Here is a 21,433-nt window from a genome sequence, read left to right on the forward strand (position 1 = left end):
CAGCGGGCAGGATCTTCGCATGGGCATGCACGCAGAGACCGACGGCGCTACCGAACCGGCCGGCCGTTCCCCGGACCGGGTGGACGGCCGGGTGGCCGTGGTCACCGGCGCCGGCTCCCCCGACGGCATCGGCTACGCGACCGCGCACCGCCTCCGAGCGCTCGGCGCGACCGTGGCGATCGTCTCGACCACCCGGCGGATCCACGACCGGGCGGCCGAGCTGGGCGAGGGGGTCACCGGCTTCGTCGCCGACCTGACCGACGAGTCCGAGGTGGGCGCGCTCGCCGACGCCGTCGCCGACCAGCTCGGCCCGGTGGAGATCGTGGTCAACAACGCCGGCCTGGCCAGCAAGGCCAGCCCGGAGGTGCTGCGGCCGGTCGCCCAGCTCACGTACGACGAGTGGCGGGCCGAGATCGACCGCAACCTGAGTACGGCGTTCCTGGTCAGCCGCGCGTTCATCGCCGGCATGGCGGAGCAGGGCTGGGGCCGGATCGTGAACCTCGCCGCCACCGCCGGCCCGGTCAACGCGCTGCCCGCCGAGGCCGGGTACGCCGCGGCGAAGGCCGGCGTCGTCGGCCTGACCCGGGCGCTGGCGATGGAGCTGGTCGCGGACGGGATCACCGTGAACGCGGTCGCCCCCGGCATCATCCACACCGGCGCCTCGACGCTGGTCGAGCTGAAGCAGGGCTTCGGCACGCCGATGGGCCGGCCGGGGCAGCCGGAGGAGGTGGCGTCGGCGATCGGCTTCCTGTGCACGCCGGCGGCGTCGTACATCACCGGCCAGATGCTCATCGTGGACGGCGGCAACAGCGTCGCCGAGGCCGTCTTCCGCTGACCCGCGCGCCGTTCAGCTCGTGCGGGCGCTCGGCCCCGGCTGGGGTTCCCGCGGCCGCGGGACCGCCGCGCCGCCGTCCGCGGGCTCCGCGGCGCCCCCGGCCGTGACCGCGGCGATGGATGTGGCCGGGGGCGTGACCGGCCGTGCGGGCGCCGCCGGTGGCGGCGTCTCCGGCCAGCGGTCGGCCGGCGGGTCGGGGAGGGTCGCCAGGGCCGCGCGCAGCCGGGTCTGTTCGAGTTCCGTACCGAGGTCCGCCCGGTGCTCCGGGTGCTCCGCGTAGTGCCGCAGCGCCCGGGCGAGGAACAGCGGGTCCACCCAGAGCCAGCCGAGCCGCAGCACGACCGGCCCGGCCTCGTCCCGCCCGACCGGCAGCAGCCGGCGGCGCACCCCGGCCACGGCGGCCAGGTCCACCGCCGACCACGGCACGGTCCGCCCGGCCGGCCCGGACCACGGCCCGCGCACGACCAGCCCGGCCGCGGTGATCCCGAGCTGCGGGCCGCGCACGACGTACCAGACGACCGCCGCGACCAGCGGCTGGAGCAGCCACACCCCGCTGACCAGCGACTCCCACCCGACGGTCAGCCGGCCGCCGGGGGCGGCGCGCAGCGGGACCGCGCCGGCGACCAGCGCGAGGTACAGCAGCGCCGGCGCCGCCAGCCAGGGCGACGGCAGCGCGACGAGCCCGCGCCGCGGCAGCCACCACGCGGGCCGGGCGGCGGGGGACAGCGGCAGCGCCCGCGGGGGCGGCTGGCTCAGCACCAGCCGGACGTACAGCGCCACCGGGGCGGCCGCCGCGGCGACGACGGCGACGGCGAGCAGCGGGATGCCGGCCCAGCCGGGCAGCGTCCAGGAGTACGGCCGGACGGCCAGCTCGACCCACAGCCGCAGCGCGATGGTGACCAGGGCCAGCGCGGCCGCGGCGGACCAGATCCGCCGGGCGCGCGCCGCGACCACCCGGGCGTCGGTCGCGGCGGCGCCCCCGCGGGGGGTGCCGCCGGCCGGCCGGGTGCGGGGTGGGGACGGACGCCGCAGGAGCACGCACCGACCGTACTCAATCGGGGCCAATCAGGCGACCGGCCGGATGGCCACTCCACCCGGCCGGCGGGCCGTGATCAGTCCTGCTTCGCGGCGATCCGCTCCCGGACGGCTTCCATGTCCAGGTCGCGCACCTGGGTGACCAGGGCCTCCAGCGCGGGCTCCGGCAGCGCGCCGGCCTGCGAGAAGACCATCACGCCGTCCCGGATCGCCATGATCGTCGGGATCGAGCTGATGTTGAACCGCTGGGCCAGCGCCGGGTGCGCCTCGGTGTCCACCTTGCCGAAGGTGACGTCCGTGTGCTGCTCGGAGATCCGCTCGTAGGTCGGCGCGAAGCGCTTGCACGGCCCGCACCAGTCGGCCCAGAAGTCCACCAGCACGATGCCCTCGCCCTTGGTGGCCTCGTCGAAGGTCTCGGTCGTCAGTTCAACCGTGGCCATGATCCGTCTCCGATCGCCAGAATGCCCGAACAGCTTGGCAAACCGTACCCGGGTCCCGCGCATTCCCCCACCCGGACCGGCCGCCGCGGGGCGCACAATGGCCGGGTGATCACCCCCGACCCGCCCGTGCTCGTGTACGACGGCGACTGCGGGTTCTGCACCCGCTGCGCGGCGTTCCTGCGGGCCCGGGTCCGCCCGCGCGCGGCGCTCGTGCCGAGCCGGGCCATCGACCCCGCGGCGTACGGCCTGACCGCGGAGCAGTGCGCGGCGGCGGTGCAGTGGTGCGGCCCGGACGGCGAGCGCGCCGCCGGCCCGGTCGCCCTGGCCCGGCTGCTCCAGCGCGGGAACGCCGCCTGGCGCGCGGTCGGCACGGTCCTGGCGCTGCGCCCGGTCGCCGCGCTGGCGTGGCCGCCGTACCGGCTGATCGCCCGCCACCGGCACCGGCTGCCGGGCTCCGACGGCACCTGCGGACTGCCCTCGGCCACCGGGCGGTTACGGGGCGTTGATCCGCCGGACGCATCGACATAACTCTCTGTCATCGATCGATGCTTCTCAGCAGAACTCAGCTCACGTTTCGATAACTGAGTGTCGGATATTTGATCCGTCCCATTGGCCTACGTCGCTACGTGCGGCAGAATTCTCCGTACCAGAGCGTGGGCGGCGGGTGCCGGGGAGGGCCCCGCCGCTCATTGCGTCCGGACCTCTTTTCCCCACCACTCGCGGACCCGCCTCCCGGCCGGGTCCCCGGAATGGACGCGGTGGTGCGGCGCTAGGTTCCCTGCATGACGGAGCCGTTCGCGAATCCCCCGGTGGGCGTCGGCCCGTGGGTCGGCCCGGTCCCCGCCGACCCCCGGCTGGACCCCGAGCTGCTCGCCGCCGGGGACCGGCGCAACGTCGTCGACCGGTACCGGTACTGGCGGCACGCGGCGATCGTCGCCGACCTCGACACCCGCCGGCACGACTTCCACGTCGCGATCGAGAACTGGCAGCACGACCTCAACATCGGGACCGTCGTCCGGACCGCCAACGCGTTCCTCGCCGCCGCCGTGCACATCGTCGGCCGCCGCCGGTGGAACCGGCGCGGGGCGATGGTGACCGACCGGTACCAGCACGTCGAGTACCACCCCGACCCGGCCGCGCTCGCCGCCCGCGCGGCCGCCGCCGGGCTGACCGTGGTGGGCATCGACAACCTGCCCGGCAGCCGGCCGCTGGAGTCGACCACGCTGCCCCGGCGCTGCCTGCTGCTGTTCGGGCAGGAGGGGCCGGGGCTGTCCGACGCGGCCCGGGCGGCGTGCGGGGAGCTGTACTCGATCGCCCAGTACGGCTCCACCCGCTCGATCAACGCCGGCGTGGCCAGCGGCATCGCCATGCACGCCTGGGTCCGCGCCCACGCCGCCCCACCGCCCCCGCCGGCCCCGGGGCCGACCGGGTAGGGGAGCACGGAGTCGGGCAATCCCACCGATTCGCTTGACGAGGTACGGATCGGCGGCGCACCGTGGCTGGTGTGGCCGTGACAGTGAGTTGCCCGCGCTGCGGGGGGTCGGTGCGGGAGCCCGACCTCATGCACAGCGAGTGGCGCTGCCCGGACTGCGGCCCGGTCCCGCCGCTGCACGTCGCCCACCACATCAACGCCGACGTGGTCACCGCGGCCAGCCGGGCGGTCCGCGGCGCCGGCATGCCGCTGTGGTGCCTGTGGCCGCTGCCGGCGCACTGGACGGTCACCGGCGTCGGCTGGGCCGGCGACCCGCGCGAGGGCGCCCGCGCCGGCGCGGTCGCGGTCAGCGGTCCGACCCCGCTGGGCGGCGGCCCCGCGGACATCATCTTCGTCGCCGAGGAGCCGGGCCTGGGGCTGGGCACCCGGTTCGCCGGCATCGCGGGGCCGGACCCCGGCCTGGCCCTGTCCGACGCGATGCGCGAGGTGCCGCACGCGAAGATCAAGGCCGGCGGGCACCCCACGCCGCTGTGGTCGGTGAAGTCGCCGGAGGACCGCAGTGCGTACGCGGGCGAGGCGCGGGGCATGTGGCTGTACGCGGTCGCCTGGCCGGCTAGCGCCGGCTACCTGCTCGCGGAGAACGTCATCCTGCAGGATCTGGCCGAGTGGCAGCCGCAGGAGCTGGTGTTCGGGGCGCCGTCGCCCTACTTACACGGTCGCGGTTGATCTGGGAAGTACCGACCCGCACGCCGCGGGATGGGTCACTCATTATGTTGATCAACCCACATAAGGGCCCACAGTTGGTAGGCTCGGCGTGCCGGTGGCCAAACCCCCGGCACGCACCGAAGCGGGGACGAACGACCCGGGTCCGGTGTGCTCTCTGGGGATCGACACGGAAGGGGTTGGCCCGCGATGGTCAAGAAGGTCCTCACCTGGGGCGGACTCGCCTTCCTGCTGTTCTTCGTGGCCTTCCGGCCCGAGTCGGCGGCCAACGTCTTCAAGTCCATCGGCGGCGGCATCGCCGACGTGGCCGAGGGGCTCGGCGAGTTCTTCACCAACCTGGTCGCCTGATCCGCCATGGCCACCCCGCCCGATGGGTCGTCCTCCAACCCGGATGGCGACCCGCGCCCGGGTGACGGCGCCCACGGGCACGACGCCGCCGGCAGTCACGACCCCACGGCGTCCCGCGGCGGCCAGCCCGACGGCACGGCCCCCGCACCCCCGCCCGGCGACCACGCGGAGCACCACGGCCCGGAGCACCACGCCGCCGGTCCCGCCCGCCCGCCGGAGCAGCACCACGACCGCGAGCCCGAGGACGGCCGCGGCGGCGACAGCACCTGGTTCTTCGGGCCGGAGTTCGGCAGCCCCGAGCCGCCGCCCGTGCGCGGCAGCGCCAGCGTCCGCACCCGGACGACCGTCCGCCCGCAGTTCTCGCCCGAGGAGCTGGCCGGCCTCGCCGACGGCCCGACCGTGGCGCCCCGCCGGGTGGTCCCGCTCGAGGACGAGCCGTCCTCACTGGTCGGCCGGTACCTGTTCCCCACGGAGCGGTACCGCGGTGAGTGGAAGCGGCACCCGATCCACCTGTCCAAGCCCCTGCTGATCGCCGCCGGCGCCACCGTCGCGCTGGGCGTGATCTCCGGCATGCTCGCCGGCACCAGCTCCGGCGACGGCGCGACCGCGCTGCTGTTCCTCGCCTGGCTGGCCGTGATGATCTGGGTCGGCTGGGAGGTCGCGGACTGGTTCTGCGACCGGTTCATCCTCACCAACAAGCGGGTCATGGTCGTCAGCGGGATCGTCACCCGCAAGGTCGCGATGATGCCGCTGGCCCGGGTCACGGACATGAAGTTCGAGCAGTCCCCGCTCGGCCGGGTGCTCAACTACGGCACGTTCGTGCTGGAGTCCGCCGGCCAGGACCAGGCGCTGCGCGAGGTCACCCACCTGCCCAACCCCAACGAGCTGTACCTGCGCGTCGTCGAGGAGATGTACGAGCCGGCGGCAGTCGAGGCGCGGCTGAGCGCGGGCGACGACGAGGACGACGCCTAGCCTGTGGACCTCAAGGTCTTCGGGGCGGCGTTCGTCACCCTGATCGTCATCATCGATCCGCCGGGCATGGTCCCGATCTTCCTGGCGCTGACCAGGTCGCTGGCCGACCGCGAGCGCCGCCGGGCCGCCTGGCAGGCCGTCGCGCTGGCGCTCGGCGTGATCGTCGGCTTCGCCGTCGGCGGCCAGACCATCCTGGACTACCTGCATGTGGACCTGCCGGCGCTGCAGGCCGCGGGCGGGCTGCTGCTGATCCTCGTCGCGCTGGAACTGCTCACCGGCAAGGCCGACGCCAACGGCGCGCAGGCCACGTCCAGCGTGGCGCTGGTCCCGCTCGGCACGCCGCTGCTGGCCGGGCCGGGCGCGATCGTGGCGACGATGCTGTTCGTCCAGCGGGCCGACGGCGCCGCCGACTTCGTCGCCATCGCCGCGGCCATCCTCGCGGCCATGGCGGTGGTCTGGCTGGTGCTGCGGTACTGCTCGCTGGTGGTCCGGGTGCTGCGGCCCGGCGGCATCGAGGTGCTGAGCCGGATCGCCGGCCTGCTGCTCGCCGCGATCGCGGTGCAGCTCATCGCGGACGCGGTGGCCGCGTTCGTGAGCGCGTACAACGCCACGCACTGACGGGTTTGTCACAGGCTGGTGGCACGATGATGCCCGTGCCTCCTTCCTCCCCGGGAACACCCCCCGCCCGCCGGCCCGCGCGCCGCGTCGCCCGGCCGGCCCCGCGCCCGCGCGCGGACGAGCAGCTCGGCTTCGCCGGGATGCCCGAGAAGCTGTTCGTCTGCACGCCCAGCAAGCTCGGCGCGTACACCGACTGCCCCCGCCGGTACCGGTACACGTACGTCGACCGGCCCCGCCCGCCCAAGGGCCCGCCGTGGGCGCACACCTCGCTCGGGGCGAGCGTGCACCTGGCGCTGCGCTCCTGGTACGACCTGCCGCGGGAGCAGCGGGCCCCCGCCGCGATGGCCCGGCTGCTGCGCGCCGGCTGGGTGACCGAGGGGTACCGCGACGCCGAGCAGGAGCGCGCCGCGTACCGGATGGCGCTGGGCTGGCTGGAGGGGTACGCCGCCGGCCTCGACCCCGACCACGACCCGGCCGGGCTGGAGCGGACGGTGGCCACCACCACGGCCACGCTGTCGGTCCAGGGCCGGGCCGACCGGATCGACGAGCGCACCGGCCCGGACGGCGATCCCGAGCTGGTGATCGTCGACTACAAGACCGGGCGGACGGGGCTGGACGCCGACGACGCGCGCGGCTCGGCCGCGCTGGCGCTGTACGCGATCGCCGCCCGGCGGACCCTGCGCCGCCCGTGCGCGGCGGTCGAGCTGCACCACCTGCCGACCGGTACGGTCGCCGCCCACCGGCACACCGAGGAGTCGCTCGCCCGGCACGTCCGGCGGGCCGAGGAGACCGCCGCCGACATCGTGGCGGCCGAGCGCGCGATCGATAACGGTACGGATCCGGATCTTGCATTTCCCGCCGCTCCGGGTGCACTCTGCCGGTGGTGTGATTACCGTCGGTGCTGTCCGGCCGGTGCGGAGACGCCCGGCGGCGAGCCCTGGGAGGCGGTCGAGCGCGCCCTGCGCGATCAGCCGTAGAGAGGCGGGGAGATGTTCGACGAGGTGTTCGGCATTCCGGCGCACCCCTTGATGGTGCATGCCGCGGTGGTTTTCGGTCCGTTACTGGCTGTGGTCGCGCTCGTATTCGTGCTGGTACCGCGGTTCCGCGCGCAGGTGAGCTGGCTCGCCGCCGCGCTCGCGGTGGTGGCGCCGGTGGCGACGCTGGCGAGCGTGCTGTCCGGCAACGCATTCCTCGGCAAGCTGCCCGAGGAGCTGCGTGAGCGGATGACCACTCACCGCAACTTCGGTTTCCTGTCACTCTGGGTATCGGTCCTGCTGGGCCTCGTCGTCCTGGTGATCCTGTTCCTCGGGCGGCGGGCGAAGGGCGCGGGGGAGGGCGGCGCGCCGCCGCGGTGGCTGTCGGCCGCCGGCACGGTGGTCGTCGTGCTGCTGGCGCTGGTGTCCCTGCTCGTGTTCGTCCGCGCCGGGCACACCGGCGCCGAGGCGGTCTGGGGCGGCAACTGACCCGCCGCCGGGCGGCGGTCGGCCAGCCGGGCCCGGCGGGGATCAGGCCAGCCAGGCCCGCACGACCAGCGCCGCCGCGACGAGCGCGGCGAGCAGCGCCACCAGCGCGGTGAACCGCCGGGCGCGCGCCTCGGCGGCGTCGACCGCCGCGTGATCCACCGGCGGCGCCGGGGCGGGCACCGGCACGGCCACCACGTACGGCACCCGCGGATCCGCCACCGGCACGGTCGCCGGCGGCCCGCCATACCCGCCGGAGGTCGGCGGACCACTCGGCCCGTCGGGCGGGGGCGCAGCCGCTGCCGGGTCGGGTGCCCCGGCCGGCGGGCGGCGCCAGTACGCGTCCTCGTCCACCCGCTCCACGATAGGCGGGGGCTGCCCCGATCGGCCCATGTCCGACGTGCCGCGCGCCGGTACGCTGTCGCCCGTGGAGCACACCGAGCGATTCCGCGGCCGCGACGCCCTGGCGGTCGGGCCCGAGCGCGGCGACGCCGACCGCGTGGTCGAGTTCACCGAGGACGACGCCCCGCACCTGCCGGAGCAGACCCGCGACGACACGGACACCGGCTGGGGCGAACTCCACGGCGGCAACGACGCCCGCCTCCTGGACGAGCGCCCACCCCACTGGTAGGAACACCCGGAATCGCCCGGATCACCCGGCGGCGGGAATCACCCGCCGGGCCGCCGAGGCCGGCCGCCGCGCCGGGTCAGGAGGTCTTGGCCGCCGCCGGCTTGGCCGCGGCCGACCCGCCGCCCGGGGACGACGCCCCCGACGACGGCGTCGAACCCGACGACCCCCCGGACCCCGATCCGGCAGCCGGGGAACTCCCCGCGCTGTCCGACTTCGGCTTGTCGCCGCCCTTGTCCGCGCCGGACCCGCCGGCCGAGCCGCCCGCCCCGGCCGACTTCCCGGTACGCGAGTCCGTCCGGTAGAAGCCCGAGCCCTTGAAGACCACGCCGACGGCGGAGAACAGCTTGCGCAGCCGCCCGGCGCACTGCGGGCACTCCGTCAGCGCCGGGTCGCTGAACGACTGGACCGCCTCGAGCTGGTGGCCGCACGCGGTACAGGCGTACTGGTAGGTGGGCACGATTCCTCCGTGGTGCGAAAGCGCCGCCGGCCGGCTCAGCGCCGGTCCTGGCACTCGTCCTTGTCGAGTGCCAATAGTGCGCCATCGGCAGCGTCGCCGTCCAGCCGGACGGGTCCGCCGGTCGGGGTGATCACCGCCCGGACGGGGCGGTCGTGCGGCTCCGCCGGTACGGCGTCGACCCACTCCCCGTCGTACAGCAGGGCCACCGTGAGCCCGGTCGCCCTGGCGAGCGCGCGGTCGTACGAGCCGCCGCCGCGCCCGAGCCGCCGGCCCCGCCGGTCGACGGCGAGCGCCGGTACGACGACCAGCTCCGCCCCGGCGACGGCGGCCGGGCCGCGGCGCGGCCCGGCGGGCTCGCGCAGCCCGCGGGCGGCGGCGGTGAGCGGCTGGCCGTCCCAGGCGGCCCAGTCCAGGTCGAGGTCGGGCAGCAGGACGGGCAGCAGCAGCGTCGCGCCGGGCAGCGCGGCCCGCAGCACGGCCGGCAGGTCCGGCCCGCCGGGCTCGGCGCCGACCGGCGCGTACGCGGCCACGACGGCCGGCCGCCGCGCGCCGAGCAGCGCGGTCAGGTGGGCGGTGACGGCGGCCGCGGCGGCGAGCCGGGCGGCGGGGGCGAGGGCGCGGCGGCGGGCCAGGAGATCGGTGCGCAGTACCTGCTTTCGGCTCACATCCGAAGTCTCAGAAAAATCCGACACCGAACACTCCCCTCCGAAGACGGCTGAATCGCCGGCCGCTGTGCAAGCATCACAGCCGACCCACGGCGGCGGACCCCCGGGCCGCCCCGGCGGCAGCCCCGCCGACCGCGCCGGCCGACCCCGCGCCGGACCGGCCGACGGCGTCCGCCGAACCGCGCGCCCGGGTCCGGCACCGGTGGCGGCACCCGCCGCGCCCGGCCCGCCGGACCGGACCGTTGGACCGCCGGACCGGGCCCGCCGCACCGGGTCAGCCCTGCTGTCGAGCCCGCCCGGGAGGTCGGCGATGAGCCTGCGTACGAGGCTGACGACCGCGTTCCTCGCGGTGGTGCTCGGCCCGGTCCTGCTCGGCGCCCTCGTCGTCGCCGCCACCGTCGGCGCCGTCGCCAGCCAGCGCGGCACCGAGCAGCTCGACCGGGCCACCGGCGCGGTCGTCACGTCCGTCCGGGCGCTGTGCCGGCAGCTCTACGCCGCCGCGGGCGCCGTCGCGATCGTCCCCGACGCCGCCGCCCGGGCCGCCGCCGCCGAGCAGGTCATCGGCGCCGGCCTCGGCAGCGCCGTGCAGGTCAACGACCCCGCCGGGCTGGTCACCCTCAGCACCCCGCAGCCGCCGCCGCAGCCGTGGGTGGCCTGCGCCGGCCCGACCGGCGACGAGCAGCCGACCCCGGCCGTCGTCGCCGGCGGGTTCGCGGCGCTGGCCGCCCGGGTCGAGCTGCGCGCGCACAGCGGCGAGGCGCTCGGCACGGTCACCGTCGCCGCCGCCGTCGACCGCGACTTCGTCAACCGGCTCGCCGCCGCCAGCGGCGCCGCCGTCACCCAGCTCCGGGTCGCCGCGGACGGCCGGCCCGCCGCCGGGCACAGCACCGAGCCGACCGGCGAGCGCCGGGACGTGCTCGCCGCCGGCGGCCGGGCCCGGGCCGACCGGGACGGGTCGACAGCGGACGGCAAGCGGTACGTCCGCCGGGTCGGCCCGGCCGACGGCCAGCCGCTGAACCTCCTGCTCTCCGTCCCCCGGACCAGCCCCACCGGCACCTACGCGGTGCTGGTCGGCGTCGTCGTGCTCACCGCCGGGGTGGCCGTCGCGCTCGCCGCCTGGCTGGCCCGCAACACCACCCGCCCGCTGGCCACGCTGGCCGAGGCCGCCGACCGGTTCGCCGACGGCGACCTGGCCGCCCGGGTGCCGGTCGGCGGGCAGGACGAGGTGGGCCGGCTCGCCGCCACGTTCAACCGGATGACCCGGGAGACCCAGGCGTACGTGCAGGCGCTCACCGCCAGCCGGGATCAGCTCCGCGGCCACCTGGAGATCCTCGGCGACACGCTGTCCAGCACCCACGACCTCGACCGCATCCTGCGCGTCATCCTGCAGACCGCGATGGCCGCGACCAGCGCCCGGGCCGGCGTGGTCCTGCTCGCCGACGCCGGCGGCACGCTGACCGGCAAGTGCGGCGAGGGCCTGGCCCAGCGCTGGCCGCCCGAGGTCACCGGCGGCGTCGAGGGCCTGCGGGTGGCGCCCGGCGCGGGCGTGCTCGGGGTGGTCGCCGCGACCGGCGTGCCGCGCCGCGGGCGGGTCGCCGGCGGCGTGCCGGCGCTGTCCGACACCGAGCCGCGCTGCCGCAGCTACGTCGCCGTACCGTTCGCGCTGCGCACCGGCGCCGGCGACGCCCCGCCGGCCGCCGCCCCGCGGACCGCGGGCCTGCTCGCGGTGTACGACCGGCTCGGCGCCGAGGAGTTCGACGACGCCGACCTCAGCACCCTGCGCACGTTCGCCGGCCAGGCCGCCGTCGCGGTGGACAACGTCCGCGCCCACGAGGAGGCGCACCGGCTGTCGCTGACCGACCCGCTGACCGGCCTGTGGAACTACCGGTACCTCCAGGAGGCCGCCCACCGCGAGGTCGAGCGGGCCAACCGGTTCGACCGGACGCTGACCGCGCTCGCCCTGGACATCGACCGGTTCAAGAAGATCAACGACACGTACGGCCACCGGGCCGGCGACGCGGTGCTGGCCGAGTTCGCCCGCCGGCTGCGGCTCGGCGTGCGCGAGGTGGACGCGGTGTTCCGGCAGGGCGGGGAGGAGTTCGTCATCCTGCTGCCGGAGACCGACCGGGCCGGCGGCGAGGTGGTGGCGCAGCGGCTCGGCGCGCTGATCCGGGACACCCCGGTCACCGTCACCGGCCGCACCCCCGGCTCGGTCGTCCGGATCCCGGTCACCACGTCCATCGGGATCGCGGTGTTCCCCGAGCACGCCGGCTCCACCCCCGAGCTGCTGGATGTCGCCGACCGGGCGCTGTACGCGGCCAAGTCCGGCGGCCGGGACACCTACCGCGTCGCGGTGGGCAGCCGCCCGGCCGCGCCGGCCCGGCCGCGCCGGACCCCGTCCGGGGGTCCCCCCACGGCGGTGGCCGCCCGCGGCGCGCCGGGCGGGCCGCACCCGGCACCGCAGCCGCGCGGCCGATAGTCTCGGGACATGTCGGAGCACAGTCGGGACGCCAGCGCAACACACAACGCCGTCACCCCACCCCGAACGGGTCAGCGCGCCGTCAAGGCCGTCATCCCGGCCGCGGGCATGGCCACGCGGTTCCTGCCGACGACCAAGGCCGTGCCGAAGGAGCTGCTGCCGGTCGTCGACCGGCCGGTGCTCCAGTACATCGTGGAGGAGGCCGCCGCCGCCGGCATCGGCGACGTCCTGCTGGTCACCGGGCGCGGCAAGACCTCGATGGTCGAGCACTTCGACCGGCAGCCGTACCTGGAGTCGCGGCTGGCCGAGAAGGGCGACACCGCCCGGCTGGCCGCGGTCCGGGCCACCAGCGAGATCGCCGACATCTTCACCTGCCGCCAGGCCGAGCCGCTCGGGCTGGGCCACGCCGTCGCCTGCGCCGAGTCGCACGTCGGGGACGCGCCGTTCGCCGTCCTGCTCGGCGACGAGTTCGTCGACCGGGACGACCCGCTGCTGCCCGCCATGCTCGACCTGCAGGCCCGCACCGGCGGGATCGTGCTCGCCTTCATCGAGGTGCCGCGCGAGCAGACCGACCGGTACGGCATCGCCTCGGTCGAGTCCGCCGAGCCCGGCCCGGCCGGCGAGGAGGTCGTCCGCGTCACCGGCCTGGTGGAGAAGCCGGACCCCGCCGAGGCGCCGAGCAATCTCGCCGTCGTCGGGCGGTATGTGCTTCCTGCCGGAATTTTCGACGCAATCCGCCGCACCAAGCCCGGCAGCGGTGGTGAAATTCAACTGACGGACGCGATGGCGTTGATGCTGGCGGAAGGGGCACCGGTGCACGGGATCGTCTACCGCGGCGTGCGGTACGACACCGGCCTGCCGCTGGGGTACCTCCAGACGGTCGTGGAGCTGGCCTGCGGCCACCCCGACCTGGGCGCCGAGTTCCGCGCCTGGCTGGGCGACTTCGTGTCCCGCGACGGCGGGACCACCGGATGACGTCGACGGCCGAGCCCGAGCTGATCGCGGGCGAGCCGACGCCCCTGGCCGACTACCTCGGCCGGGTGCTGCGCCAGCTCCGCGCGCTGCCCCCGCTCGACCTCGACCTGACCCGCGCGTACGGCAACGTCCTCGCCGAGGACGTGCACGCCCCGCACGACTTCCCCGCGTTCGACCACGCCGCCATCGACGGCTACGCCGCGCGGCTGGAGGACCTCACCGGGCCGAGCCGGGTCCGGCTCAGCGTCGTTGGCGACATCGGCGCCGCGAGCTGGCGCCCGGTGCGGCTCACCCCCGGTACGTGCTTCTCCGTCGCCGCCGGCGCCCCGCTGCCGCACGGCGCCGACGTCGTCGTGCCGGCCGGCTGGACCGACCAGGGGATGGCCGCGGTCGAGATCCACCGCACGCCCAAGCGCGGCCACGGCATCCGCCGGGCCGGCGAGGAGTTCGCCGCCGGCGCCCGGCTCGCCCGGGCCGGCCTGGCGATCACGCCCGCGCTGGTCGCCGTCCTCGCCGGCACCGGCATCGGCCACGTCGTCGTCCGCCCCAGCCCGCGGGTCACGATCATCGCCACCGGCGACGAGCTGGTCGACGTCGGCCGGGTCAGCCAGCCCGGCCAGGTCGTCGACGCCAGCTCGCACGCGCTCGCCGCGGCCGCGGTCGAGGCCGGCGCGATGGCGTACCGGGTCGGCATCTGCGACGACGACCCGGAGGCGCTGCGCGGCCTGCTGGAGGACCAGACGCTGCGCTCCGACCTGATCATCACGACCGGCGGGACCGGCACCGGCCCCGGCGACATGGTCCGCCGGATCCTCTCCCGCTGGGAGGGCAACCGCGGCGACGTCGCCTTCACCGACGTGGCCCTGTTCCCCGGCACCGCGCTGGGCTTCGGCACCGTCGGCGCCGAGGAGGTGCCGGTCATCTGCCTGCCCGGCGACCCCGGCACCGCGCTGGTCGGCTTCGAGGTGCTCGCCCGGCCCGCCATCCAGTTGCTCGCCGGCGCCGAGCCGGTGTTCCGGCCCAGCGTGCGCGCGCACCTGCTGGAGACCCTGTCCTCGCCGTCCGGGCTGCGCGAGTTCCGGCCGGCGCACGTGGCCGAGCGGCGCGGCGGCGGGTACACCGTCCAGCCGCTCGCCGGCGGCCCGTATACCCTGGCCGGGCTGGCCGAGGCGAACGGCCTGCTCGTCCTCGGCGAGCGGGTGACCAGCGCCGCCGCCGGCTCCACGGTGGACGTGCTGCTGCTCGACCGCCGCCGGTGACCTGACCGGTTGGTGCGGCGTTGGACAGGGAATGGTGATCGTCCGTCGACCCGTACCCGGCTGGCCCGCCGTGCTCGGCGCCGGCGGGGTCGTGCTGCGCCCGTACCAGCGCAGCGATGCCCCCGCCTGGTCCGCGCAGCGGCTCGCCAACGAGGCGTGGCTGTCCCCCTGGGAGCCCACCCCGCCGGAGTCCTGGGGGCGGGCGAACTCCCCGGCCGGCTTCCGCCGCATCCACGCCGCCCAGCGCCGCGCCGGGTACCGCGGCGAGGCGATGACCTTCGCCATCTGCGTCCGCGAGGACGGCACCGAGCGGTACGTCGGCCACCTCAACCTCGGCAACATCGTCCGCCGGGCGTTCTGCTCGGCGTTCGCCGGCTACTGGGTCGACCACCGCGTCGCCGGCCGCGGCGTCATGCCGACGGCGCTCGCCCTGGCGGTCGACCACGCGTTCGGCCCCGGCGGCCTGCACCGGGTCGAGGTCAACATCCGCCCCGAGAACACCCCCAGCCGCCGGGTCGTCGAGAAGCTCGGCTTCCGCGAGGAGGCCCACCACCCCCGGTACCTGCACATCGACGGCGCCTGGCGCGACCACGTCGGCTACGCGCTGACCATGGAGGACGTCGAACCGGAGGGCGGCCTGCTGGCCCGCTGGCAGCGCGCGCGGGAGCGCCGATAACACACCCCGGACGATGTTCGAGATCAATTGATCGCACGTCACTCCGCGTGGCGTCCGTCCATGGGGTCAAATCCGCCCGTAACCTCGCACCTGACGGGTGATTCGCCGACGCGCCGCCCCCGCCTCCCGCGGGTCGCGCCCGGCGGACGATACGAGTCGATGGGAAGGGGTGAGGGTGCCGACCTCGGTGCTCCTCGCCGTCCTCGCCGCCGCCGGCCTGCTCGCGCTCGCCCCGGCCCTGGTACGCCGGTACGACGCGACGGAGCGCCTGGTCGCGGAGCGGGCGCTGTCGACGGCGCGGGTGCTGGATCGCCACCGCCGTCCCCGCACCGTGCCCGGCCGCCGCCCGATCAACCCTCCCCGGTGGCTGATGGACACGCCCGATCACCCGTCGGGGGGATCGACGCCCCCGCCGCGCCGCCCGCGCCTGAGCGTCGTCTCCCGGGTCACCCACCGCCGCCGCCGGCTCGCCCCGCCCGCCCGCGCGATCCACCGCCGCCGCCGCGTCCTGCTCGCCCTGGTCCTGCTCAACCTCGCCGAGACCGCCGGCGTCCTGCTGGTCGGCCCCGGCTTCGGCGTCGGCCTGGCCGGCACGCTGGTGGCGCTGCTGCTGTACCTGGTCCACCTCCGCAACCGCACCCTGCGCGAACGCCGCCGCCGGCGCCTGCTCGCCCGGGAGGCGCAGTGGCTCGCCGCCCGCCAGGCCGAGGTCCGCCGCGAACAGGACCGCCGCGCCGCCGAGCGCCGCGCCGCGGCCCGCCTCGCGGCGGCCCAGCGCGAGGCGATGCGCCGCAGCCTGCTGGGCGTCGAGGCGCCGGAGCTGCCGGCGGCGGTGGGGGAGACGGTGTCGTACCGGCGACGGGAGGCGGACCGCGGGGTGCGGGGACGGGCGTACCGGGCCGGCGGGCCGGGCGGGCGGCTGGGGTGAGGGGGTTTGTTAGGGTGGTTGGCGGTCCACCGGTGGTGGGTCGTGGGGGAGGCGATACCGGTTGTGGGGGGACCCCGGTCGGTTGGTAGGCTTTCGCCGTTGTTCCAGGGGCTGTGGCGCAGACCGGTAGCGCACCTCGTTCGCATCGAGGGGGTCAGGGGTTCAAATCCCCTCAGCTCCACCCATATAGCGGTTGCTCCAGGAAAGCTCACGGTCAGATCGCGTAGTACAGCTACAGCACAAGTCAGCTCGGACGGCCATGCGGGCCGAATGCCTGCCGCTGCTTCGCGGCAGTGGGTAGGACTTCGCTGATGATGTTGCGACGGCGGTTCTTCTTCGGCCACACGGCTTCGAGGATCTCCAGGTCTACCGGGAGATGGCCCAGTCGATCCTAGTCGGCTGTGAACATTTCACCGCGGCTCGATGGAGCCCGCTTCGGATCCGGCTCAGTGGGAATGGTCGACCGAGCGCCGGGGCTGCGGAGGCCATCGAGGTGGACGCCAAAGCTGTGGACCAGGCTGGCGAGAAGTGCTTCATCTTTTTCCGCCGTTGCCAGTGACGGTTGTCCGATGATCCCGGACTTGGTATATGCCGCCATGCCGTGGACCAGGAGGAGGGTGCGTTCACCGCTGAGGTGATCGTCACCGTCCACGGAGCGTGGGACCAGCTCTGGGACGACGTGACGAAGGATCGAGACCTCCAACTCCCCTCCGTGCATGTCGTCGTGTGGGGTGGAGGTCAGCCCGGAAGCGGCGCGGGCGGCGTGCCAATCGTCGCGGTTGGGGAACAGGGTCAATGCCGGCTGGGTGATGTTGCTTTCCTGCACGATGTTGGACAGGACGTAGTTGCCGCCGTGGCCGTTGACCAGTGCGAGTTTGTGGATTCCAGCTCGCCGGAGTGAGTCGGTGATGTCGCTGATCAACGCGCTTAGCGTGCGGTGGCTGATGCTCACGGTTCCGGGCCACGCGGCGTGTTCGTGCGAGCAGGAGATCGTTAATGAACCGCCCTGGGTCTTTCGGAGGGTGTGATGTAGCAAGGAGACTGCTGTCATGCCCGCTGGTCGGAAGTTTGATGATGAGACCCGTGCGCGTGCGGTCCGCTTGTATCAAGATCGGATTCGGGAGAACGGGGACTCGAAGGTCGAGGCCCGTCGTCAGGTCGGCGCGCTGCTGGGGATCAACCCGGCGACGCTGCGCAACTGGATCGAGCGTGACGAGGTCGACACCGGCATGCGACCCGGGATCCCGAGCGAGATGGATGCCGAGGTCAAGGCCCTGCGCCGTCGGGTCGTGGAGTTGGAACGAGCTAACGAGATTTTGAAGACGGCGTCGGCGTTTTTCGCCCGGGCGGAGCTCGACCGCCGACTCAAGTGATCGTGTCGTTCATCGACCGGCATCGCCGTCGGTTCGGCGTGAGCCGATCTGCGCCGTGCTCACCGAGCATGGCTGCTCGATCGCGCCGTCCACCTACTACGCCCACCGCGCTCAGCCGGTCACGGCGGTCGCTATGGCCGAGGCGTACTTGGTGAACACCCTGGTGGACCTGTTCGTGGCCAACCGGCGCGTGTACGGGGTGCGTAAGTTGTGGCATGCGATGCGCCGCGCCGGCCACCAGATCGGCCGTGACGCGGTCGGCAGGTTGATGCGCATCGCCGGGATCCGCGGCGCCGTGCGGGGCCGACACCGGATCCGCACCACCGACAGCGACCGCACGGCGGCGCGGCATCCGGACCTGGTCGCCCGCAACTGGGGCGGCCCCACCGCCCCGGACCAGTTGTGGGTGGCCGACTTCACCTACGTGTGGACGCTGGCCGGGTTCGTCTACGTCGCTCTGTTGACCGACGTGTACTCCCGCCGGATTCTCGGCTGGCGGGTATCGGCCTCGAAGGCGGCACCGCTGGTGACCTCGATGCTAGAACAAGCCGTGTTCACCAGACGCCGCCACAGCATGGCGTTCACTCCCACCGGGCTGGTCCATCACAGCGATGCGGGCAGTCAATACGTACCGCTGGCCTTCACCGACGCGCTACGCGAAGCCGGGATCGCCGGCTCCATCGGCAGCGTCGGTGACGCCCTGGATAACGCGCTGATGGAATCCACGATCGGCCTGTACAAGACCGAACTGATCGACAACCACCACCGGTCCTGGACCGGCCGGGCCGACGTCGAACGCGAAACCGCCGCCTGAGTGCACTGGTACAACACCACCCGCCTGCACTCCGCGACCGGCTACACCCCACCCGCCGAGTTCGAACACCGCTACCATTCTCACCAGCCGGCCACCCGGATACCCGCCGCGGCCTAAACCAACTCTCCGGCCGCCCCGGGACGGTTCAGCGCGGCATGCGCGCCGAAAGCCTCAGCCTGCGCTGGGGCACCGTGTGCGAGCCAGGCAAAATAGGGGCCGACCCGTCAGCCGTCGTCATGGACCTCCGTGGCCCGCTCGCGGGCTGGTCCCCGGCCGCGAACCTGATCGTCGCACTTCCCGGCAAGTGGACCACCGCCTGGCACTGCGCCGATCAGGTCATCGACGCTATCGCCTGACCGTGACGTCGCTCAGCCGATGCCGATGGCGTCGCGCACCCGCTCCAGCAGCGGCCGTCCTCGGAGATGTCCACGTCGGGGTCGTGGCCGAACACATTCTCTGCGGTCCGCAGGCAGGGGTAGATGTCGAGAAATCTCTGAGCTGGGGTGAATCGGTGTTCTTGATGACGATCCACCACAGGGCGTACTCGTCGGCGAGGCATTGCGGGCGGGGGACTCGTGGCGGTCCCTCAGGCGGCGGACTCGCCTCGTCCGGGTGGACATGCCGGAATCGGTCCGGATGGTCGGCCCGGTCCGGTCGCCCGGCTATGGGCAATAGCCGATGGCGGTAATCCGATCCAGCCGGGCGCGCGTATCTCCCGTTACGACAGGCGTACCCCGCCGACCGGTTCGGGTCGGGACGGTGGGTAGCGGGATGGGAGGAATACCATGGGTGGCTACTTCGCCGAGCGATCACAGACGGCGGGAGGGACACGCCGCCGCAAGCGGTTGATTGCCCTCGCCGGGGCGGTCGCGCTGCTCGGCGGGATGCTCACGCTGACCAACGTGTCGTCGGCGGCCGAAGTGAATTCCCGCGGCGGCGGCGGTGGTGGCGGCGGCAAGCGTATTTCGCAGCTCAAGTTCAACGACGACCAGGTTGACGCGGCCAACAGGCGCGCCGCCCAGCTCGTGCAGAACGCGATCGAGCAGGGCGGGCTCAGCAACGCCGAGATCCAGCAGGTCATCGATGCGGGTGTCGACGCCGAGGGAGAGGCCAAGGACAAGGCCGCGGCTGCCGGTGCCGACGGCAACACGGCGGCCGTGTTGGCGGCGCAGGCACGGGCGCGCGAATCGCAGAGGCTGGCCGCGCAGCTCCGCGGGAATGGGCAGGGCGGTCGACGGGGTTAGCCGACAGTCCCCGCCCGGGCGCCCGGCAATAAGTAGGCGATTCGAGGGCGTATGCCGTTGGCGGCCATGCGCGTGTTGATGTCGTGCGGACGCGTCCGCGATCATGTCCTCCCCACCGGAGAAGGCGCAAGGTGGCGAAACCGGGCTCAACCCCGCGCGGGTTGAGCCCGGTTCTCCGCTGCGGCAGCGGCGAAGCTCAGCCGCGCTGGGTGGGTGACTCGCGGTCGACAGGCGGAACGTGCTGGATCGCCCCAGCGCTATGACGGCACCTCTTCGTCGCTCGGGGCGGGCGTGACGACGTCGAAGTCGTCGCCGTCCCCGACGGCGACGGACCAGCGGACGGAACCGCGTGGCCTGATCGTCACCACGTGGGTCTTGTCCTCGGTCGTCACCCGGTGGCGATCGACCACACCGTCACACGGAAATGCCTTGGTATCCAAGTTGTCGACCGACAGCTTGCCGCTCCCCGTACAGGCGACGTAGAGGGTGTACTTCATCTCCGCGACGGTGAATCGCGGGGTGTCCACGGCCGCCGTGCCATGCGTGACCGGAACGACGAGGTTGATGCCGTCCGGGATTCTCAGTTCAGGGAACTCGCTGGCAGCCGCGGACGGTACGGGCTGGCTGGTTGCGGTGGGAGGTCGAGTTGCTGCCGAGGGGGAGGTCTGATGCCCCGGGGAGTCGCACCCTGTAGCGGCCAGAAGGAGGGCCGCCGCAGTGGAAGAGAGGTAGCGGGTGACTCCGGTTCTCATGCCGTTCCTTCCGTGGGGGTGCTGTTCGACAGCAGGACGAGCAGCATTGGGCGACGACCCGATCGCTCTACCGACGCCTTATTCCTAGCTGAATTCCCGTTCTCCCGGCAGGTCTCGTCCAGCTTGCCCCTGGTGACCTTCTGCTGGCAGTCGGAGTAATGCTCAGGTGACGAGGTGAGCGGTTACCGCGGTCACTCAGTTCGTGCGCGGCGCGGCGCCCGCAACCCGGTCGATTTCGGCGGCCATCAACCGCAGCGACAGCGATCGCTTCTCCACCGGCAGCCGATCGAGCGCCGTCCGGGCGTATGCCCGCCCACCGGCCCGGTCGCCGGCCCTGGCCAGCATCAGCGCCCGATGCAACTCGATGTGCGTGGCGAACCGCGGCAGGGTGGCCGGGCGCTGCGCGTCCGCCGCCCCCTGCTCCCGTTCGGCGGTCGGGTCCCCGAGCCGCGACAGCAGCATGGACGCGAAGGTACTGAACCGCCAGGCCGGCACGGCGAAGTCGCTGATCTGCTCCGCGCTGCCCGCGACATCGAAGACCCGCCGAGCGTCGTCCAGCAGCCGCCGCGCCGCCGCGCCGTCGCCGCGCCACCCGGCGATGTGAGCGGACGCGACCAGCGCGTTCAGGCGCCCGAGGGTCGCCCTGTCGTCGATCGCCAGCGCCGCGTCGGCGAGATCGCGGGCGACGGAGAGCGACGCGCCCTCGTACGCCAGAGCCAGCGCCGTACGGCCGCGGACCCAGACGCGGGTGGCGTCGTCGCCGGAGCGGTCGGCCAGGACGGACGCGATGCGGTACCAGCGGATCGCGCCGGCGCCGCCGGTGTTGCTGGGCAGCGTCTTGCCGTACACCGTCATGAGCCGGGCGGCGACCGCCCACAGTTGGGGCTGTTCGAGCTGCTGTTGCAGGACCACCAGGTCGCCGGCGAGGGCGGTCTGCATTTCGGCGGCGCCGAGCTGCATGTACCGGGTGCCGTAGGTGGCCGTGCGATCCAGCCACCTCTCGGTGTCGGGGCGCTTGCCGAGCGCCGCCGTGAAGCCGCGGTGCAGCAACTCGCCGACCGCCGCGGGCGCAAGGGCCGTCGCCGCGAGTCCCGTGAGTACCGATCGTCTGTCCATGTCAGCCAGCTCCCGCTCGTACGCCAGTAGTACCTCGGGCGGGACGGGCCGTCGGCCGAGTTCGATGTTACTCAAGTAGCCCTTGGAATAGCAGGTGGCCGCTGCCATCGCGGTGAGGGTGACCCCGGCGGCCTGGCGCGCCTCGCGCAGCCGACTGCCCTGCACAGCGCTCACCGGTACCTCCCGATCACGGCCTCGGCG

The 21,433-nt window shown here is 74.2% G+C and carries 25 protein-coding genes, 1 tRNA gene, 1 pseudogene and 1 other annotated feature; of the genes and pseudogenes, 19 read left to right on the forward strand and 8 right to left on the reverse strand.

Annotated features, from left to right (window positions below):
• The first annotated feature begins 19 nt into the window (after window positions 1–19).
• Window positions 20–835 (forward strand): SDR family NAD(P)-dependent oxidoreductase, encoded by an 816-nt coding sequence (locus tag IEY94_RS11055; protein WP_189170025.1) that lies wholly within the window; start codon window positions 20–22, stop codon window positions 833–835.
• A gap of 12 nt (window positions 836–847) precedes the next feature.
• On the opposite strand, the gene IEY94_RS11060 is transcribed toward IEY94_RS11055, so the two are convergent.
• Window positions 848–1,873 carry a hypothetical protein gene (locus IEY94_RS11060; protein ID WP_189170026.1) on the reverse strand — a complete coding sequence of 342 codons (1,026 nt, stop codon included), beginning with the start codon at window positions 1,871–1,873 and terminating at the stop codon, window positions 848–850.
• A 74-nt stretch (window positions 1,874–1,947) separates the two neighbouring features.
• The gene (trxA, locus tag IEY94_RS11065; protein ID WP_189170027.1) at window positions 1,948–2,310 is read right to left on the reverse strand and encodes a thioredoxin; all 363 of its coding nucleotides are present in this window, start codon (window positions 2,308–2,310) and stop codon (window positions 1,948–1,950) included.
• A gap of 105 nt (window positions 2,311–2,415) precedes the next feature.
• On the opposite strand from trxA, the gene IEY94_RS11070 reads away from it, so the two are divergent.
• From IEY94_RS11070 to IEY94_RS11105, 8 genes are all read left to right on the forward strand, one after another.
• On the forward strand, window positions 2,416–2,838 hold the full coding sequence (locus tag IEY94_RS11070) for a thiol-disulfide oxidoreductase DCC family protein (protein WP_229783577.1): 423 nt from the start codon (window positions 2,416–2,418) through the stop codon (window positions 2,836–2,838).
• A 254-nt stretch (window positions 2,839–3,092) separates the two neighbouring features.
• Entirely contained in the window at window positions 3,093–3,743 is a 651-nt protein-coding gene (locus IEY94_RS11075) for a TrmH family RNA methyltransferase (protein ID WP_189170029.1), read from the forward strand.
• A gap of 83 nt (window positions 3,744–3,826) precedes the next feature.
• Window positions 3,827–4,468, forward strand: coding sequence for a DUF6758 family protein (locus IEY94_RS11080; RefSeq protein ID WP_373291270.1), 642 nt, complete (start codon window positions 3,827–3,829; stop codon window positions 4,466–4,468).
• 186 nt (window positions 4,469–4,654) lie between these two features.
• Window positions 4,655–4,813: a hypothetical protein gene (locus tag IEY94_RS11085; protein WP_189170030.1), complete on the forward strand. Its 159-nt coding sequence runs from the start codon at window positions 4,655–4,657 to the stop codon at window positions 4,811–4,813.
• A gap of 6 nt (window positions 4,814–4,819) precedes the next feature.
• On the forward strand, window positions 4,820–5,785 hold the full coding sequence (locus IEY94_RS11090; protein WP_229783586.1) for a PH domain-containing protein: 966 nt from the start codon (window positions 4,820–4,822) through the stop codon (window positions 5,783–5,785).
• Window positions 5,786–5,788: 3 nt separating this feature from the next.
• Window positions 5,789–6,403: a MarC family protein gene (locus IEY94_RS11095; protein WP_189170031.1), complete on the forward strand. Its 615-nt coding sequence runs from the start codon at window positions 5,789–5,791 to the stop codon at window positions 6,401–6,403.
• A 140-nt stretch (window positions 6,404–6,543) separates the two neighbouring features.
• Window positions 6,544–7,380, forward strand: a complete 837-nt coding sequence (locus IEY94_RS11100) for a RecB family exonuclease (RefSeq protein WP_189170253.1) — start codon at window positions 6,544–6,546, stop codon at window positions 7,378–7,380.
• Window positions 7,381–7,392: 12 nt separating this feature from the next.
• Window positions 7,393–7,866: a DUF2231 domain-containing protein gene (locus IEY94_RS11105; protein WP_189170032.1), complete on the forward strand. Its 474-nt coding sequence runs from the start codon at window positions 7,393–7,395 to the stop codon at window positions 7,864–7,866.
• 42 nt (window positions 7,867–7,908) lie between these two features.
• On the opposite strand, the gene IEY94_RS11110 is transcribed toward IEY94_RS11105, so the two are convergent.
• A complete protein-coding gene (locus tag IEY94_RS11110; protein ID WP_189170033.1) occupies window positions 7,909–8,217 on the reverse strand; it encodes a hypothetical protein in 309 nt (102 codons plus the stop codon).
• A 37-nt stretch (window positions 8,218–8,254) separates the two neighbouring features.
• Between IEY94_RS11110 and IEY94_RS11115 the strand changes: the two genes are divergently transcribed.
• Window positions 8,255–8,494: a hypothetical protein gene (locus IEY94_RS11115; protein ID WP_189170279.1), complete on the forward strand. Its 240-nt coding sequence runs from the start codon at window positions 8,255–8,257 to the stop codon at window positions 8,492–8,494.
• A 76-nt stretch (window positions 8,495–8,570) separates the two neighbouring features.
• On the opposite strand, the gene IEY94_RS11120 is transcribed toward IEY94_RS11115, so the two are convergent.
• On the reverse strand, window positions 8,571–8,951 hold the full coding sequence (locus IEY94_RS11120) for an FmdB family zinc ribbon protein (RefSeq protein WP_189170034.1): 381 nt from the start codon (window positions 8,949–8,951) through the stop codon (window positions 8,571–8,573).
• Window positions 8,952–8,986: 35 nt separating this feature from the next.
• Window positions 8,987–9,643 (reverse strand): 5-formyltetrahydrofolate cyclo-ligase, encoded by a 657-nt coding sequence (locus tag IEY94_RS11125; protein ID WP_189170035.1) that lies wholly within the window; start codon window positions 9,641–9,643, stop codon window positions 8,987–8,989.
• 283 nt (window positions 9,644–9,926) lie between these two features.
• Here IEY94_RS11125 and IEY94_RS11130 point away from each other — a divergent pair, with 283 nt between their 5' ends.
• The 6 genes from IEY94_RS11130 (at window position 9,927) to IEY94_RS11155 (ending at window position 16,114) form a co-directional block, all read left to right on the forward strand.
• Window positions 9,927–12,095, forward strand: coding sequence for a diguanylate cyclase (locus IEY94_RS11130; RefSeq protein WP_189170036.1), 2,169 nt, complete (start codon window positions 9,927–9,929; stop codon window positions 12,093–12,095).
• Between the two features lie 9 nt (window positions 12,096–12,104).
• Entirely contained in the window at window positions 12,105–13,070 is a 966-nt protein-coding gene (locus tag IEY94_RS11135; protein WP_189170037.1) for a UTP--glucose-1-phosphate uridylyltransferase, read from the forward strand.
• Window positions 13,067–14,329, forward strand: a complete 1,263-nt coding sequence (locus tag IEY94_RS11140; protein WP_189170038.1) for a molybdopterin molybdotransferase MoeA — start codon at window positions 13,067–13,069, stop codon at window positions 14,327–14,329. Before IEY94_RS11135 ends, IEY94_RS11140 begins: the two co-directional genes overlap by 4 nt.
• 31 nt (window positions 14,330–14,360) lie before the next feature.
• A complete protein-coding gene (locus IEY94_RS11145; protein WP_189170039.1) occupies window positions 14,361–15,005 on the forward strand; it encodes a GNAT family N-acetyltransferase in 645 nt (214 codons plus the stop codon).
• A gap of 169 nt (window positions 15,006–15,174) precedes the next feature.
• The gene (gene sepX, locus IEY94_RS11150) at window positions 15,175–15,933 is read left to right on the forward strand and encodes a divisome protein SepX/GlpR (RefSeq protein WP_189170040.1); all 759 of its coding nucleotides are present in this window, start codon (window positions 15,175–15,177) and stop codon (window positions 15,931–15,933) included.
• 107 nt (window positions 15,934–16,040) lie between these two features.
• Window positions 16,041–16,114, forward strand: a tRNA-Ala gene (locus IEY94_RS11155).
• A 210-nt stretch (window positions 16,115–16,324) separates the two neighbouring features.
• Here the strand turns inward: IEY94_RS11155 and IEY94_RS11160 are convergent.
• The gene (locus IEY94_RS11160; RefSeq protein WP_189170041.1) at window positions 16,325–16,984 is read right to left on the reverse strand and encodes a creatininase family protein; all 660 of its coding nucleotides are present in this window, start codon (window positions 16,982–16,984) and stop codon (window positions 16,325–16,327) included.
• On the opposite strand from IEY94_RS11160, the pseudogene IEY94_RS11165 reads away from it, so the two are divergent.
• The 3 genes and pseudogenes from IEY94_RS11165 (at window position 16,983) to IEY94_RS11175 (ending at window position 19,364) form a co-directional block, all read left to right on the forward strand.
• A pseudogene (locus IEY94_RS11165) lies at window positions 16,983–18,237 on the forward strand (IS3 family transposase). The gene IEY94_RS11160 and the pseudogene IEY94_RS11165 overlap by 2 nt on opposite strands.
• Window positions 17,264–17,394: a sequence feature (AL1L pseudoknot), on the forward strand. It overlaps the preceding pseudogene by 131 nt.
• A gap of 38 nt (window positions 18,238–18,275) precedes the next feature.
• Window positions 18,276–18,476 carry a hypothetical protein gene (locus tag IEY94_RS11170; protein WP_189170042.1) on the forward strand — a complete coding sequence of 67 codons (201 nt, stop codon included), beginning with the start codon at window positions 18,276–18,278 and terminating at the stop codon, window positions 18,474–18,476.
• Window positions 18,477–18,905: 429 nt separating this feature from the next.
• Window positions 18,906–19,364 (forward strand): hypothetical protein, encoded by a 459-nt coding sequence (locus tag IEY94_RS11175; protein ID WP_189170043.1) that lies wholly within the window; start codon window positions 18,906–18,908, stop codon window positions 19,362–19,364.
• 257 nt (window positions 19,365–19,621) lie between these two features.
• On the opposite strand, the gene IEY94_RS11180 is transcribed toward IEY94_RS11175, so the two are convergent.
• Together IEY94_RS11180 and IEY94_RS11185 are read right to left on the reverse strand one after the other, a co-directional pair.
• The gene (locus IEY94_RS11180) at window positions 19,622–20,116 is read right to left on the reverse strand and encodes a hypothetical protein (protein WP_189170044.1); all 495 of its coding nucleotides are present in this window, start codon (window positions 20,114–20,116) and stop codon (window positions 19,622–19,624) included.
• A gap of 195 nt (window positions 20,117–20,311) precedes the next feature.
• Window positions 20,312–21,406: a helix-turn-helix domain-containing protein gene (locus IEY94_RS11185; protein ID WP_229783588.1), complete on the reverse strand. Its 1,095-nt coding sequence runs from the start codon at window positions 21,404–21,406 to the stop codon at window positions 20,312–20,314.
• Window positions 21,407–21,433: the final 27 nt, after the last annotated feature.

Origin of the sequence: Pilimelia anulata (assembly GCF_014647895.1) — a bacterium.
Classification (GTDB): Bacteria; Actinomycetota; Actinomycetes; order Mycobacteriales; family Micromonosporaceae; genus Pilimelia; species Pilimelia anulata.

Coding starts and splice junctions, on each gene's coding strand:
- IEY94_RS11085 (WP_189170030.1), top strand. CDS start 4,655: ATGGTCAAGAAGGTCCTCACCTGGGGCGGACTCGCCTTCCTGCTGTTC.
- IEY94_RS11170 (WP_189170042.1), top strand. CDS start 18,276: ATGCGCGCCGAAAGCCTCAGCCTGCGCTGGGGCACCGTGTGCGAGCCA.
- IEY94_RS11075 (WP_189170029.1), top strand. CDS start 3,093: ATGACGGAGCCGTTCGCGAATCCCCCGGTGGGCGTCGGCCCGTGGGTC.
- IEY94_RS11115 (WP_189170279.1), top strand. CDS start 8,255: ATGTCCGACGTGCCGCGCGCCGGTACGCTGTCGCCCGTGGAGCACACC.
- trxA (WP_189170027.1), bottom strand. CDS start 2,310: ATGGCCACGGTTGAACTGACGACCGAGACCTTCGACGAGGCCACCAAG.
- IEY94_RS11180 (WP_189170044.1), bottom strand. CDS start 20,116: ATGAGAACCGGAGTCACCCGCTACCTCTCTTCCACTGCGGCGGCCCTC.
- IEY94_RS11160 (WP_189170041.1), bottom strand. CDS start 16,984: ATGACAGCAGTCTCCTTGCTACATCACACCCTCCGAAAGACCCAGGGC.
- IEY94_RS11145 (WP_189170039.1), top strand. CDS start 14,361: ATGGTGATCGTCCGTCGACCCGTACCCGGCTGGCCCGCCGTGCTCGGC.
- IEY94_RS11100 (WP_189170253.1), top strand. CDS start 6,544: ATGCCCGAGAAGCTGTTCGTCTGCACGCCCAGCAAGCTCGGCGCGTAC.
- IEY94_RS11175 (WP_189170043.1), top strand. CDS start 18,906: ATGGGTGGCTACTTCGCCGAGCGATCACAGACGGCGGGAGGGACACGC.
- IEY94_RS11055 (WP_189170025.1), top strand. CDS start 20: ATGGGCATGCACGCAGAGACCGACGGCGCTACCGAACCGGCCGGCCGT.
- IEY94_RS11130 (WP_189170036.1), top strand. CDS start 9,927: ATGAGCCTGCGTACGAGGCTGACGACCGCGTTCCTCGCGGTGGTGCTC.
- IEY94_RS11135 (WP_189170037.1), top strand. CDS start 12,105: ATGTCGGAGCACAGTCGGGACGCCAGCGCAACACACAACGCCGTCACC.
- IEY94_RS11140 (WP_189170038.1), top strand. CDS start 13,067: ATGACGTCGACGGCCGAGCCCGAGCTGATCGCGGGCGAGCCGACGCCC.
- IEY94_RS11105 (WP_189170032.1), top strand. CDS start 7,393: ATGTTCGACGAGGTGTTCGGCATTCCGGCGCACCCCTTGATGGTGCAT.
- IEY94_RS11090 (WP_229783586.1), top strand. CDS start 4,820: ATGGCCACCCCGCCCGATGGGTCGTCCTCCAACCCGGATGGCGACCCG.